This is a genomic window from Zobellella taiwanensis, from assembly GCF_003012795.1.
GTDB classification, from domain to species: Bacteria; Pseudomonadota; Gammaproteobacteria; order Enterobacterales; family Aeromonadaceae; genus Oceanimonas; species Oceanimonas taiwanensis.
Genome location: NZ_PXYH01000003.1, coordinates 95,075 through 109,303 on the forward strand (window position 1 = coordinate 95,075; position 14,229 = coordinate 109,303).

Consider the following 14,229-nt stretch of genomic DNA (forward strand, 5'->3'; position numbering starts at 1 on the left):
GACCAACGCAAAAATAAGACAAGGGGAATGACAGTGAATAAATCTCAACTGATTGACAAGATTGCCGACGGCGCCGACATCACCAAGGCTGCCGCCGGTCGTGCTCTGGATGCCTTTGTGGATGCGGTGACCGAGTCCCTGAAAGAGGGCGAATCCGTGTCGCTGGTTGGTTTTGGTACCTTTGAAGTTCGCGAGCGCGCCGCCCGCACCGGCCGCAACCCGCAAACCGGCGCCACCATCGAAATCGCCGCCGCCAAGACGCCTGCCTTCAAGGCCGGCAAGGCGCTGAAAGACGCCGTCAACTGAGACTAAGCGACCCTGTATGCCGGTCCTGTCCGGTCCGGCTGGTCAAGTATCCGAACAAGGCGCATCCCAAGGTGCGCTTTTTTTTTCGGACAGGGCGGCGGATGCCGTCTACCGGGAGTAATGACGATTTATGTTTTTTGACAAGTTGAGGGCGGGAGCCCAGAGTACCGTCTCCAAGGTGATACTGGTCCTGATCATCCTTTCCTTTGCCCTGGCCGGGGTTGGCAGCTATGTCACCCGCCCGGTGCAGGAAGTGGCGGCCGTGGTCAATGGCGACGAAATCAGCGCCCAGGCGCTGGAAAATGCCTACCGCAACGAGCGCGCCCGGCTTGAAAGCCAGCTGGGTGCCCAGTTCAGTCAGTTGCTGGGCGATCCGGCCTATGTGCAGCAAATCCGCCGCTCCGTGCTGGAACAGATGGTGGAGCAGCGGCTGATCGACCAAAAAGTGGCCCAGCTGGAACTCAGGGTCAGCGATGACCAGGTGCGCAACGCCATCCGCGCCATGCCCGAATTCCAGCAGGACGGCCGTTTCAACAATGATCGTTATTTGCAGTTGCTGGCCCGCAGCGGGCTTAGCCCCGAACAACTGCGCGACAGCGTGCGCCAGGATCTTAACCGTCAGCTGTTGCTGGAAGCGCTGATAGGCTCTAGCTTCAGCCTGAACAATGAGGCCGGCCTGCTCGATCGGCTGAGCCGCCAGCAGCGGCATGCCCAGCATGTTACCCTGCCTTTGGCGACTTTCGCCGCACAGGCCGACGTCAGCGAGCAGGAGGTCGAGGACTATTACCGCCAGCATCCGGAGCGCTTCCAGCGGCCCGAGCAGGTTCGCCTCAACTATCTGCTGCTGGATGGCGGCACCGGCTCGGCCGCCGAGGTGGAGCCCCAGGCCATCGAGGATTACTACCTGGCCAACCAGGCGACCTATGGCCAGCCCGAAAGCCGCAAGGTGGCCCATATCATGGTCAACAAGGGCGAGGGGGCCCCTGAGCGGATCGCCGCCCTGGCCGAGCGTCTGGCGAACGGCGAGGATTTTGCCGAGCTGGCCAAAACCGAGTCCGACGACGTGTTTTCCGGCCGCAACGGCGGTGAACTCGAGTGGATGCAAGCCGGTACCATGGATCCGGCGTTCGACTCTGCGGCTTTTGCCCTGCAGCAGGTGGGTGAGGTGTCCGAGGTGGTGGAAAGCGAGTTTGGCCTGCATCTCATCACCCTGCTTGAGTTGCGCCCGGCCCGGGTCAAGCCCCTTGCCGAGGTTCGCGATGTCATCGCCCAGCGCCTGGCCGACGAACAGGCAGCCAACGCCTTCTATGCCCAGGAACAGCGGCTGGCAGAGCTGGCGTTCGAGTTTCCCGACTCCCTCGACATGGCAGCCCGGGAACTGGGGCTGGAGGTGCGCAGCACCGATTTTGTGGCGGCCGGCGAACTGCCCGCAGACATCAACGATCCCCGCATTCTGAGCGAGGCCTTTTCCGAGCGGCTGCGGGAGCAGAGGGTCAACTCGGATCTGATTGAGCTGGGCAGCAACAGGGCCGTGGTCATCCATGTCGCCGAGTACCGCCCGGCGGCGGTGCGTGAACTGGACGAGGTGGCCGAGCTGGCCCGGCAATGGGCCCTGCAGGACAAGGCCGCCGAGCTGGCCCGCCAGGCCGCCGCCGAGCTGCAGCAGGCCTGGAGCCGGGGGGAGCAGGATGCCTGGCTGGATCAGCACGGCATGACGTTGAGCGAGCTCGACGGCGTCACCCGCGAGAGTGAGCAAGAGCCGGCCATCCTCGACGCCCTGTTTGCCATGCCGGCGCCGCAACAGGCGCCCAGCCTGAAAACCGTGAGCCTTGCCAACGGTGATCTGGCGGTGCTGCGGCTGATTGCCGTCAGCACTCCCGAGCAGGCTTCCGAGCTGCTGGCGCAAATCCGTCAGGGCCAGAGCGGCATGCAGGGCCAACGGGAATATCAGAGCCTGATCGGTGCCCTCAGGGCGGCAGCCAAGATCGAATACCGTAACCTGGAAAACCAGGGCGACAGTTTCTTCTGATACCCTCCGAGCGGGCGCCCTGGCGCCCGCTCCCATTTTTGAAAGATCTCCCCGGCTTGGCCCTGCCTCCCTGTTGCCAAGCTGTTTCTTATTTGATACTAAAATGTGCCCGATTGGCCCGCGGTTTTATCGGCCTGCATCTTCCGCTATGATGCCAACCTTGGGCAAAGTGTTATATGCTAAGCAGGCTGCAGCAGTCGGAGAACAACTTTGATTAACGTATTCCTGGTTGATGACCATGAGTTAGTGCGCACAGGGATCCGACGCATTCTAGAAGACGTCAAGGGAATGAAGGTGGTGGGGGAGGCCAAGAGCGGCGAAGAGGCCGTGCAATGGTGCCGTGAACATCACCCCGATGTTGTCCTGATGGACATGAACATGCCGGGCATAGGCGGCCTGGAGGCCACCCGCAAGATTTTGCGTTTCAACCCGGACGCCAAAATTATCGTATTGACCATCCATACCGAAAACCCCTTTCCCACCAAGGTGATGCAGGCGGGCGCCGCCGGTTACCTGACCAAGGGCGCAGGGCCGGAAGAGATGATCAACGCCATCCGCCTGGTCAATAGCGGCCAGCGCTACCTTTCGCCGGAAATTGCCCAGCGCATGGCGCTGAGCCAGTTTTCCAACGATGAAAACCCCTTCAAGCAGTTGTCCGAGCGGGAGCTGCAAATCATGCTGATGATCACCAAGGGGCAGCGGGTCACCGATATTTCAGAGCAGCTTAACCTGAGCCCGAAAACGGTCAACAGCTACCGTTATCGCCTGTTCAGCAAGCTCAATATCAACGGCGACGTGGAGCTGACCCACCTGGCCATCCGCTACGGCATGCTGGACGCGGAGAAGATTTAAGGGGTCATGAGCCAGGCCTTCGATGCCAAAGCCTTTCTGCGCGCGGTGACCGAGCAGCCCGGTGTCTACCTGATGTTCGACGACACCGGCACCATCCTTTATGTGGGAAAGGCCAAGAATCTGCGCAAGCGGCTGTCCTCCTATTTCAGGGCCAGCGTCAGCAGCGAAAAAACCCGGACCCTGGTGCGCCAGATTGCCGACGTGCAGGTGACGGTGACGCACACCGAGACCGAAGCGCTGATCCTTGAACACAATCTGATCAAGCAGCACCTGCCCCGCTACAACGTGCTGCTGCGGGACGACAAATCCTACCCCTATATCCTCATTACCGAACACCGTCACCCGCGCCTTGGCATCCACCGGGGACCGCGCAAGAAACGGGGGGAGTATTTCGGTCCCTATCCCAATGGCAATGCGGTGCGCGAGAGCCTGCACCTGATGCAGAAACTGTTCCCGGTGCGCCAGTGCGAAGACAGTGTCTATGCCAATCGCAGCCGGCCCTGCCTGCAGTATCAGCTCAAGCGCTGCGCCGGCCCCTGTGTGCCCGGCCTGGTCAGCGACGAGGAGTATGCCCATCAGCTGCAACTGGCACGGTTGTTCCTGCAGGGCAAGAACCAGCAGGTACTGACCGATCTGGCCGACAGCATGGAGCAGGCCAGCCGGGAGCTGCGTTTCGAGGATGCGGCCCGCTTCCGGGATCAACTGCAGGCCCTTCGCCGGGTGCAGGAACAGCAGTTCGTTAGCGGCAACATCCTGGACGACCTGGACGTGATCGGCCTGGCGGTGGAGCGCAGCCAGGCCTGCGTGCAGGTACTTTTCATCCGTCAGGGCAAGGTGCTCGGCGGGCGCAGTTATTTTCCCACCATGCCGGCCGACACGGAGGCGGAAGAAATACTGCAAAGCTTCCTGCTGCAGTTTTATCTTTCCGGCATCAATGGCCGGGAAGCCCCCGCCGAGATCCTGCTTGACCGCACCCTGCCCGACGAACCCCTGCTGAGCGATACTCTGAGCCAGCACTTCGGCCGCCGCATCCGGCTACGCAGCCGTCTGCGCACCGAGCGGGCGCGCTTTGTCCGGCTGGCGCAAACCAATGCCCACACCGCGCTCGCCAGCCGCCTGGCCCACAAGAGCACCCAGCGCCAGCGGCTCAGGCAGTTGGAAGAGATCCTGGAGCTGGCCGATATCACCCGCCTGGAGTGTTTTGACATTTCCCACACCATGGGTGAAAAAACGGTGGCCTCCTGCGTGGTGTTCGGCCAGGAGGGGCCATTGAAAAGCGAGTATCGCCGATTCAATATCGCCGGCATCACCCCCGGTGATGACTACGCCGCCATGGGCCAGGCGCTGGAGCGGCGGTTTCAGCAGGCCGAGCCGGACAAGCTGCCAGACGTGCTCTTTATCGATGGCGGTCTGGGCCAACTGAGCCGGGCCGAGGACGTACTGGCACGGCTGCTGGCCGACAGCCCGAAACAGCCCCTGTTGGTGGGCGTGGCTAAAGGGGTGACCCGCAAGCCGGGACTGGAAACGCTCGTGATGGGCGGCAGCCACGAAGAGCGGCACCTGCCCGCCGATCTGCCGGCGCTGCATCTTATCCAGCATATCCGGGACGAGTCCCACCGCTTCGCTATCACCGGCCACCGCGCCCAGCGGGGCAAGGCGCGCACCACCAGCAGCCTGGAAACCATTCCCGGGGTCGGCGCCAAGCGCCGGCAGGCGCTGCTCAAATACCTGGGCGGTTTGCAGGAAGTCAAACGGGCCAGCGTGGACGAGCTGGCCAAGGTACCGGGCATCAGCCAGGCACTGGCAGAAAAGATACATGATGCGTTGCATCACTGAAGCGCATCATGCACCATGTAACAGCGTCACTCCACGGCTTGAATAACAATGATAAACGTCCCTAATTCCCTGACTTTTTTTCGACTGCTGCTGATCCCGGTATTTATAGTGCTGTTCTATCTGCCGTTTGACTGGGCCTATTTCTGGGCGGCGGCGGTGTTTACCCTGGCGGCGGTGACCGACTGGTTCGACGGCTTCCTGGCCCGCCAGCTGGAGCAGAGCACCCCCTTTGGCGCCTTCCTCGATCCCGTGGCCGACAAGGTGATGGTCGCCGCCGCCCTGGTGTTGATCGTGGAGGATTACAGCAGCCCCCTGGTGACCATTCCGGCCATGTTTATGATTGGACGGGAAATCATCATTTCCGCCCTGCGCGAATGGATGGCGGAAATCGGCCAGCGCTCCCGGGTGGCGGTGAGCTGGATTGGCAAGTGGAAGACCACCATCCAGATGCTGGCCCTGATCGGCCTTATCTGGCAGCACAGCATCTATATGATCTGGGGCAGCTATCTGTTGCTCTATGTGGCCACCGGCCTGACCCTGTTTTCGGCCTACGATTACCTGCGTGCCGCCTGGGGCGACCTGACCCGGGCAACGCCGTCCTGAGCCGTAGCGGGGCCGGACAAAAAATGTTCGAACGGACCCGGAACCACAGATTACAGTTGACTGACCGGCCTTGGCCGTTAGAATGCACTGCATCTGAAACACCTCTTTCGGCGCGTTAGCAAAGCGGTTATGCAGCGGATTGCAAATCCGTTTAGAGCGGTTCGACTCCGCTACGCGCCTCCATCTTCTCCTCGAGTTCGTCTACTGCCCGGATGGTGAAATCGGTAGACACAAGGGATTTAAAATCCCTCGCTGGTAACAGCGTGCCGGTTCAAGTCCGGCTCCGGGCACCATATGACACAAGCTTCAGCGGTAAACAGTCACTAACGGGTTTTGTGGTGGGGAATAACCGGTGAATATGTCCACCGGTTGTTGTCGCTAACCATATCGGCGCAGTCTGGCCGATCCGGTCATGGTATCGGGCGTTGCCTTGCGTCCGTATTTATTTACCGGTGCCGATTCCTTCCGCAACCGCCCCGGGCTATTATTTCCCTATCGGTTCCCGCTCTCATTATTTAACGTTATGCGCCTTTTAAACGGATTTTCTGTCACAGCCCTGTTTTTTACTCTTTTGGCCGCGGCCCCCTCGCTTTCGGCCAACCCCTACCACGGCACCATGGATAATGTGCTTTCTGCCTACGGCCCCCTGGCCGAGATACGGATGAAGCCCTATTTTATGCGGGCCGAGGTGACCTATCCGCCGCGTGATATCGTGCTGCTGGCCACCAAGGAGGAAAAGGCACTGGAGCTGTGGGCCCGCAACGAGGGGGAGTTCAGATTTATCCGCAGCTATCCGATTCGCAAGGCCAGCGGCGGACCCGGCCCCAAGCTGCGGGAGGGGGATAAACAGGTGCCCGAGGGGATCTACCGCATCACCCACCTCAATCCCAACAGCCAGTTTCACCTGTCGATGCGCCTCGATTACCCCAACAGCTATGATCTGATGCGGGCCCGCAAGGAGGGCCGGCATAACCCGGGTGGCGATATTTATATCCACGGCAAGGCCGAGTCCACCGGTTGCCTGGCTATCGGCGATATCGCCATCGAGGAGTTGTTCGTGCTGGTCAACACCATAGGCACCGAACGGGTTTCCGTGGTGATCGCGCCCCATGATCCCCGGGTCCGGCCGCTGGATGGCTTTGCCGCCCATCTGCCCTTGTGGGCGGTCGAGCTGTATGCCGATATTTCCCGGGAGTTCGCCAAGTATCCCAGGGAAGGTGATATCTGAACGCCCCTGGCCGACAACGGCTTCCCGCTTCACAGAACTGCTAAAAACCCGGCTTTGCCGGGTTTTCCATATTGTGGTTACTACTTAAGTGGTGCTTAATGGAGGCATTACAGCAGTATCAGGGGGGAGCATGTTCGGTACCAAAATCAAAAAGCGGGTTCAGGAGCTGGAACAACAACTGGCGGCTCGGATCGCCGATTACGAAACCCGGCTGGCGGCCAAGGAAAGCCAGCTGGCGGAAATGAAGCAGGAACTGGAGGTCTTGCGGGCCCGTACGGATCAGTCCCACAACCTGGTGCAGGTAGTGCTGCAGGGCTCGGACATGCTGTCCGCCATCCGCGAGGGCATGGTGTCCAATGCCGAGGCGCTGCTGGAGGAGCGGGAGAAACTGACCGAAATGGAAAGTGTGTTTGCCCACACCTACCAGGCTACGGACGTGCTCAAGCAGCGTTCTACCACGATCAACAGCGAGGTGGGGCGCAGCGCCCAAAGTGCCGCCGTGCTGACCGACACCGCCGGCAAAATCAGTAATTTTGTGTCGGTGATCCAGGAGATTTCCGAGCAGACCAACCTGTTGGCGCTTAATGCGGCCATAGAGGCGGCCCGGGCCGGCGAGCAGGGGCGGGGCTTCGCGGTGGTGGCGGACGAGGTGCGCACCCTGGCGGGCAAGGCCCATGAGGCGAGCGGCAAAATCAACGTCCTGGTGCAGCAGGTGCTGGAGCAGAGCAAGGCCATTAACGTCATGGTCAGCCAGTCGGTGGAAAGTACCGACGAAATCGCCGCTTCCGCCCAGCAAATCGATGAAGTCACCCGGGAGGTGGTCAACCACGCTCAGGAAATGCGCCAGGTGATCCAGCGTAATGCCGCCGTTTCCTTCCTGGAGGCGGTAAAGCTGGATCATGCGGTATGGAAAACCGATGTGTACCAGCGCATAGAACAGCAGCGATTCGAGCAGCCGGTCAGCAGCCACACCGAATGCCGGCTCGGCAAATGGTATTACCAGGGGCGGGGTGCCCAGCTTTACAGTCACCTCACAACCTTCCGCAACTTGGAGGCCTGCCACAAACGGGTACATGGCGAGGGCGCGCGGGCGCTGCAGGCCTTTGCCGCCGGCCAGCATCAACAGGGGCTGGAAAGCCTGCGGGCGATGGAAGCGGCCAGCCTGGAAGTGACCCGGGTGCTGGCGGCCCTGGAATATGAAGTGACCCGCTAGCCCTGGCGCAGGCGGGCGTAGAGGGTGGTCCGGCTGATGCCCAGCCGGCGCGCCGCCTCGCTCACGTTGCCGCCGCAGGCGGCCAGCACCTCGCGGATCTGGCGGTCGGCGGCGGACTTCAGATCGGCCCCGGACGGCGGTTCGTCCCGGAAACGGGGCAGATCCGGCAGGTGTTCGGGACCAATAGGTCCACCGTCCGCCAGTACGTCGGCCACCTCCAGCACCTGCTTGAGCTGGCGTACATTACCCGGCCAATCATAGGCCAGCAGTTGCTCCTGCGCCTCGGATGACAGGCGCTCATCGGCCTCTTCCCCCAGCAAGTCTTGCAGCAGGCGGACCAGTTCCGCCCGCGGATAGTCCCGCAGGGGCGGCAGGATCAGCCGGTAGCCATTGAGCCGGAAAAACAAATCCTGGCGAAACTCGCCTGCCGCCACCATGGCCGCCAGATCCCGGTGGCTGGCGGCTACCAGGGCAAAATCCACCGCTTCCGGCCGGTGGCTGCCAAGGGGCGTCACGGTTTTTTCCTGCAATACCCGCAGCAGACGGGTCTGGGCCGCCAGCGGCAGTTCGCCGATCTCGTCCAGGAACAGGATGCCGCCCTGGGCGGCGCGGATATAGCCGGGGCGGCCCTGACGGCTGCCGCCGGTAAAGGCGCCGGGCAGGTAGCCGAACAGCTCGGCTTCGAGCAGCTCGGCGGGCAGGGCACCGCAGTTTACCGCCACCAGCGGACCCTGGACCCGGCCGCTCTGTCGGTGCAGGCGGCGCACCAGGTGATCCTTGCCGGTGCCCGTTTCCCCCTGGATCAGCAGGGGAATATTGCGGTTCAGCAATTTGAGGGCGGTGTCATCCAGGCCGGGTGCGCGTCGGGGAGCGGCTTGTCGTCCCGGTCGGCGACTCAGCAGGGCCAGCCCCGAGCCCAGGGGAGTCAGTTCACCCTGGCGCAGGCGCCGCACCATGGCCGGCAAATCCAGCTCGCCCAGCCAGTGGCGGGCGCTGCGGTTGGCGGCCAGCAGCTCGCCGTCTTCCCCCAGCGCGATAAGCCCCGTCCAGGGTTGTTGCAGGCTGCCCGCGTCCGGGGCCAGGCTCAGCAGCCAGTGGCCGTCGCTGTGGTTCATCACCAGGGCATTCTCCACCGACAGGGCCATCAGCCGGGCGGTGAGCAGCATGTCGGTGTTGTGCCCGCCGGCTTCGCTGGAAATGTCGATGACGCCGAGCAGCTGGCCGTCGGGGCCGAATACCGGGCTGGCGCTGCAACTGATGTCCCGGTTGGCGGCAAGGTAATGCTGGCCGCCAAGCACGCAGACTTCCCGGCGTTCACTCAGGGCGGTGCCGATGGCGTTGGTGCCCATGCTCTGCTCATGCCAGCTGGCGCCGCTGGCCAGGGCCAGCTTCTGCGCCCGATCACCAAAGTGGGGATCGCCGGCGGTAAAGAGGATGGTGCCCTCGGCGTCGGCGAAGATCAGCCGGCAGTGGCGCCCCTGCTGCAATTGCTCGAACAACGGCAGGCTGTGGCGCAGGCTGTGCAGCAATGCCTGGTGTTGTTGCCGGCGTTGCTGCAATTCGGTGTCGGCCAGGCAGCCGGGATCCGAGCGCTGGTCCCGCCGCAGTCCGTAATCGTGGCAACGCTGCCATGAACGTTCAAGTAATACCGGATCCTGAGGCTGAATAAGCAGTGTGCTGATGGTCATGATCCCTGCCTGTTAAGAAACTGAACACCTGTACTGAACAACCTGTCCGGTTAACGGACAGGCGGCCCCGCCCATCGGGAGCTCGTTATCCTAGCCTAGCCTTCGGGGATGTTGTTGTAACGACTTTTTAACCTTTTCTGTGTGCTCTGCGGCAACTGGCACCGACTTTGCACTTCATTCTGTTGCCAACGCCGGCTGGCGTCAACGTCAACCGGAACATTCGCTGCAAGGAGAGCCATGATGATTTATCAACAACCCGGCCAGGCCGGTGCCATCGTCCATTTCAAATCCCGCTATCAGAACTTTATCGGTGGCGAGTGGAAGGCGCCGGTCAACGGTCGTTACATGGAAAACGTCTCGCCGGTGAACGGCGCCGTGTTCTGCGAAGTGCCCCGCTCCGATGCCGAGGATATCGATCTGGCGGTGCAGGCGGCCCAGCAGGCCTTCGCGACCTGGAGCAAGACCGCCGTGGCGGAGCGGGCCAACATCATGCTGCGCATCGCCGATCGTATCGAGCAGAACCGCGAGCGGCTGGCGGTGGCGGAAACCTGGGACAACGGCAAGGCGGTGCGCGAGACCCTGGCCGCCGACATCCCGCTGGTGGTGGATCACTTCCGCTACTTCGCCGGTGCCATCCGCGCCCAGGAAGGCACCGCCGCCGAGCTGGATGCCAATACCGCCAGCTACCATTTCCGCGAGCCGGTGGGCGTGGTGGGGCAGATCATCCCCTGGAACTTCCCGTTGTTGATGGCGGCCTGGAAACTGGCGCCGGTGCTGGCCTCGGGCTGCTGCACCGTGTTGAAGCCCGCCGAGCAGACCCCGGCCTCCATCCTGGTGATGATGGAGCTGATTGGCGACCTGCTGCCCCCCGGCGTGATCAACGTGGTCAATGGCCTGGGTCCCGAGGCGGGCGAGGCCATACTGCGCCATCCGGGCATCAGCAAGCTGGCCTTTACCGGCTCCACCCCGGTCGGCCTGCATATTCTCAAGGCGGCGGCCGAGCGGCTGATCCCCTCCACCGTGGAGCTGGGCGGCAAGTCCCCCAACATCTTCTTCGAAGACGTGATGCGCTACGAGCCGGAGTTCGTCGACAAGTGCATCGAGGGCATGCTGCTCACCTTCTTCAACCAGGGCGAGGTCTGCACCTGCCCGTCCCGGGCCCTGGTGCAGGACAGCATCTTCGACGACTTTATGGAGCGGGTGCTGGTGCGCGGTCGCCAGATCAAGCAGGGCAACCCCCTGGATACCGAGACCCAGGTCGGCGCCCAGGCGTCCCAGGAACAGTTCGAAAAAATCCTGAGCTACATGCAGATCGGCCGGGACGAAGGCGCCCAGATGCTGCTCGGCGGCCAGGCCAACCGCATCAGCGGCCTGGAAAACGGCTTCTATATCCAGCCCACCATCTTCCAGGGCGACAACAAGATGCGGGTGTTCCAGGAAGAGATCTTCGGTCCGGCGGTGGGGGTGACCCGCTTCAAGGACGAGGCCGAGGCCCTGGCCATCGCCAACGACACCGAGTTCGGCCTGGGCGCCGGCGTCTGGACCCGGGACGTGAACCGCGCCTACCGCATGGCCCGGGGCATCCAGGCCGGGCGGATCTGGATGAACTGCTACCACGCCTATCCGGCCCACGCCGCCTTCGGCGGTTACAAGAAGTCCGGCATCGGCCGGGAAACCCACAAGATGATGCTGGATCACTACCAGCTGACCAAGAACCTGCTGGTGAGCTACGACAGCAACCCGCTCGGTTTCTTCTGATAACAAATGCCGGCGCCGTCGGTCGGCGGTGCCGGACCCATTTCAAGAGCACGGTTTTTATCCGGTCGCAGGGGAGAGGCGGCCACACACTCAACCTGGAATAACTCATAGGGAAGCATCATGACTACAGCAACTTTCTATATGCCCTCCGTCAACCTGATCGGCGCCGGCGCGGTGGAACAGGCGGTCACCAAACTGAGCCAGTCCGGATTCCGCCACGCCCTGATCGTCACCGACAAGCCCCTGGTGGAACTGGGCTATGCCGGCCAGCTGCAGCAGGCCCTGGCGGCCCAGGATATCCAGGCCAGCGTCTTCGACCAGGTACAGGCCAACCCCACCACCGGCAACGTGGAGGCGGGGCTCGAACTGCTGCGGCAGAAAGGCTGCGACTCGGTGATCTCCCTCGGCGGCGGCTCGCCCCACGACTGCGCCAAGGCCATCGCCCTGGTGGCCAGCAATGGCGGCGACATCCGCGACTACGAAGGGGTGGACAAGTCCGCCAAGCCGCAACTGCCGCTGGTGGCCATCAACACCACCGCCGGCACCGCCTCGGAAATCACCCGCTTCTGCATCATTACCGACGAGCACACCCACATCAAGATGGCCATCGTCGACAAGCACGTCACCCCCGTCATGTCGGTCAACGATCCCGAACTGATGAAGAAGATGCCCAAGTCGCTGACCGCGGCCACCGGCATGGACGCCCTCACCCATGCGGTGGAGGCCTATGTGTCCACCGCCGCCAACCCCATCACCGACGCCTGCGCGCTGAAGGCGGTGACCCTGATCAGCCAAAACCTGGCCCGGGCGGTGGCGGACGGCAGCGACATGGCGGCCCGCAACCAGATGGCCTACGCCCAGCTGCTGGCGGGCATGGCCTTCAACAATGCTTCGCTGGGCTATGTGCACGCCATGGCGCACCAGCTGGGCGGTTTCTACGACCTGCCCCACGGGGTCTGCAACGCCATACTGCTGCCCCATGTGCAGCGTTTCAACAGCCGCGCCGCCGGCGCCCGGCTGAAGGACATCGCCGCCGCCCTGGGCCAGGACGTGGATTACCTGACCGATGAGGAAGGTGCCGACCGCGCCATCCAGGCCATAGTGGCCCTGGCGGAGCAGGTGGGCATTCCCGCCGGCCTGGCCGGCCTCGGGGTGAAGGAGGAGGACTTCCCGGTGCTGGCTGGCAACGCCATGAAGGACGCCTGCGGCCTGACCAACCCGATACAACCCAGCCATGAGGAAGTGGTCGCCATCTTCCGCGCCGCCTACTGAGGTGAGGTCTGCCTCTTGCCAGTGGAAAGGAGGCGGCCACTGAATCTTCTGGGGTGAATATAAAAAGCCGCCGGCAATACCGGCGGCTTTGTTTCGAGGTAGAGCAGAACAGCGGCAGTTTATTGCTCAGTGCTGGTCGCTCAGCAGCTCCCTGGCATTGATCAGCATGGATTGGCCCAGGGTCACATAGCCCGGCTCCAGCAGGGGAGAATCCGGCTCGGCACTCATTATCTGCTCGTTTTCCTGCAGGCAGGCCTGAGCGGCGCGCACCAGCAGCTGTTCGGCGGCGTCGACCCGATTGGGCTCGAGATTGCCACTGCCGTCCAGTAACCACTGCACTTCAATCATATCGTTGTCGCAGTGGTTGGCACTGGCCGGTGAGGCCAGCAGCAAGGCCGTGCAAGCGCAGGCCAGAAGTCTATAGTTGGTCATAACCCGTCTCCTTGCTCCGGCTTAGTTGGTATAGGCGCAGATGGCGTACACAGTAACAGTGAGCCCGCCACCGCCGGTTTGCCGTGTCAGTGAGACACTCCAGCTGCTGGCCGTCCCTGGGTAGCCCTGCACTACCCGCCAGGCGCTGTTGCTGTTTTCAACCCCGCCACCCAGCACTCTTTTCTCCTCATTACTGCATGTTGCAGTACAGCTGATATTAGCGGCTGTCGTTGTGCAGGTATTTGACACCATTTCCCAAGCGGTCAGCCCGGTTTCACCCTGGGGTCCCTGTTCGCCCTGGGGTCCCTGTTCGCCCTGGGGCCCCTGTTCGCCCTGGGGTCCTTGTTCGCCCTGGGGTCCCTGTTCACCCTGGGGCCCCTGTTCGCCCTGGGGCCCCTGTTCACCCTGGGGCCCCTGTTCACCCTGGGGCCCCTGCTCACCCTGGGGTCCTTGCTCGCCCTGGGACCCCTGTTCACCCTGGGGCCCCTGTTCACCCTGGGGTCCCTGTTCACCCTGGGGTCCTTGTTCGCCCTGGGGCCCCTGTTCACCCTGGGGCCCCTGTTCACCCTGGGGTCCCTGTTCGCCCTGGGGGCCTTGCTCGCCCTGGGGCCCCTGTTCACCCTGGGGCCCTTGCTCGCCCTGGGGTCCCTGTTCACCCTGGGGCCCCTGTTCGCCCTGGGGTCCTTGCTCGCCCACTATGCCCTGACAGCCATTCCGGCCGTTTTCGCAGTCCCAAACCCTTTGTTCCAAGGCACCAAGCCCGCCTTTCAGGTTGGCTACCATGTGCTCGGTGTCATGGTCGGCCAATACCGGTGTGCTGTGGCTCATCAAGGCCACGGACAGCAGGGCGGTAGCAGCAAAACCGTAAGCGGAGGGGAGCCGGGTGGCAAACATTGAGCGTTGTGCAGGCAGGGCTGCCTGGCTTGCCCGCGGGGGCAGATCACGTCCATGGTACTTATCCATCACTATCATCCTTAATATGCATGGAATTGTTGGTGGTTAACGCATGAGC

General features: G+C 62.6%; 12 protein-coding genes, 2 tRNA genes and 1 pseudogene. 12 read left to right on the forward strand and 3 right to left on the reverse strand.

Features of this window, described 5'->3' with window-relative positions; translation table 11 throughout:
- Positions 1-33 precede the first annotated feature (33 nt).
- From hupB to C7I36_RS17940, 10 genes and pseudogenes are all read left to right on the forward strand, one after another.
- Complete coding sequence (gene hupB / locus C7I36_RS02995) at positions 34-306, forward strand: nucleoid-associated protein HU-beta (protein ID WP_106452253.1); 273 nt, start codon at positions 34-36, stop codon at positions 304-306.
- Between the two features lie 130 nt (positions 307-436).
- Positions 437-2,335 carry a SurA N-terminal domain-containing protein gene (locus tag C7I36_RS03000; protein ID WP_106452254.1) on the forward strand — a complete coding sequence of 633 codons (1,899 nt, stop codon included), beginning with the start codon at positions 437-439 and terminating at the stop codon, positions 2,333-2,335.
- 210 nt (positions 2,336-2,545) lie between these two features.
- Positions 2,546-3,187: a UvrY/SirA/GacA family response regulator transcription factor gene (uvrY, locus tag C7I36_RS03005; RefSeq protein WP_106452255.1), complete on the forward strand. Its 642-nt coding sequence runs from the start codon at positions 2,546-2,548 to the stop codon at positions 3,185-3,187.
- Between the two features lie 6 nt (positions 3,188-3,193).
- A complete protein-coding gene (gene uvrC / locus C7I36_RS03010) occupies positions 3,194-5,023 on the forward strand; it encodes an excinuclease ABC subunit UvrC (protein WP_106452256.1) in 1,830 nt (609 codons plus the stop codon).
- A gap of 48 nt (positions 5,024-5,071) precedes the next feature.
- Complete coding sequence (gene pgsA, locus C7I36_RS03015) at positions 5,072-5,626, forward strand: CDP-diacylglycerol--glycerol-3-phosphate 3-phosphatidyltransferase (RefSeq protein ID WP_106452257.1); 555 nt, start codon at positions 5,072-5,074, stop codon at positions 5,624-5,626.
- 109 nt (positions 5,627-5,735) lie between these two features.
- Positions 5,736-5,809, forward strand: a tRNA-Cys gene (locus tag C7I36_RS03020).
- A 23-nt stretch (positions 5,810-5,832) separates the two neighbouring features.
- A tRNA-Leu gene (locus C7I36_RS03025) sits at positions 5,833-5,919 on the forward strand.
- A 323-nt stretch (positions 5,920-6,242) separates the two neighbouring features.
- Positions 6,243-6,854 carry a L,D-transpeptidase family protein gene (locus tag C7I36_RS03030; protein WP_245880018.1) on the forward strand — a complete coding sequence of 204 codons (612 nt, stop codon included), beginning with the start codon at positions 6,243-6,245 and terminating at the stop codon, positions 6,852-6,854.
- A 499-nt stretch (positions 6,855-7,353) separates the two neighbouring features.
- Positions 7,354-7,662, forward strand: a pseudogene (locus C7I36_RS17935) (methyl-accepting chemotaxis protein); the annotation flags it as partial.
- Positions 7,663-7,692: 30 nt separating this feature from the next.
- Positions 7,693-8,067 carry a CZB domain-containing protein gene (locus tag C7I36_RS17940; protein WP_425445027.1) on the forward strand — a complete coding sequence of 125 codons (375 nt, stop codon included), beginning with the start codon at positions 7,693-7,695 and terminating at the stop codon, positions 8,065-8,067.
- On the opposite strand, the gene C7I36_RS03040 is transcribed toward C7I36_RS17940, so the two are convergent.
- Positions 8,064-9,755 (reverse strand): sigma-54-dependent Fis family transcriptional regulator, encoded by a 1,692-nt coding sequence (locus tag C7I36_RS03040; protein ID WP_106452259.1) that lies wholly within the window; start codon positions 9,753-9,755, stop codon positions 8,064-8,066. The genes C7I36_RS17940 and C7I36_RS03040 overlap by 4 nt on opposite strands.
- A 240-nt stretch (positions 9,756-9,995) precedes the next feature.
- Here C7I36_RS03040 and exaC point away from each other — a divergent pair, with 240 nt between their 5' ends.
- Positions 9,996-11,513 carry an acetaldehyde dehydrogenase ExaC gene (gene exaC, locus C7I36_RS03045; RefSeq protein WP_106452368.1) on the forward strand — a complete coding sequence of 506 codons (1,518 nt, stop codon included), beginning with the start codon at positions 9,996-9,998 and terminating at the stop codon, positions 11,511-11,513.
- Positions 11,514-11,633: 120 nt separating this feature from the next.
- Positions 11,634-12,785: an L-threonine dehydrogenase gene (gene yiaY, locus C7I36_RS03050; RefSeq protein ID WP_106452260.1), complete on the forward strand. Its 1,152-nt coding sequence runs from the start codon at positions 11,634-11,636 to the stop codon at positions 12,783-12,785.
- Between the two features lie 126 nt (positions 12,786-12,911).
- Here yiaY and C7I36_RS03055 read toward each other — a convergent pair whose 3' ends face one another.
- A complete protein-coding gene (locus C7I36_RS03055) occupies positions 12,912-13,217 on the reverse strand; it encodes a hypothetical protein (RefSeq protein ID WP_106452261.1) in 306 nt (101 codons plus the stop codon).
- A gap of 21 nt (positions 13,218-13,238) precedes the next feature.
- Positions 13,239-14,180: a collagen-like domain-containing protein gene (locus tag C7I36_RS17385; RefSeq protein ID WP_181256279.1), complete on the reverse strand. Its 942-nt coding sequence runs from the start codon at positions 14,178-14,180 to the stop codon at positions 13,239-13,241.
- Positions 14,181-14,229 lie beyond the last annotated feature (49 nt).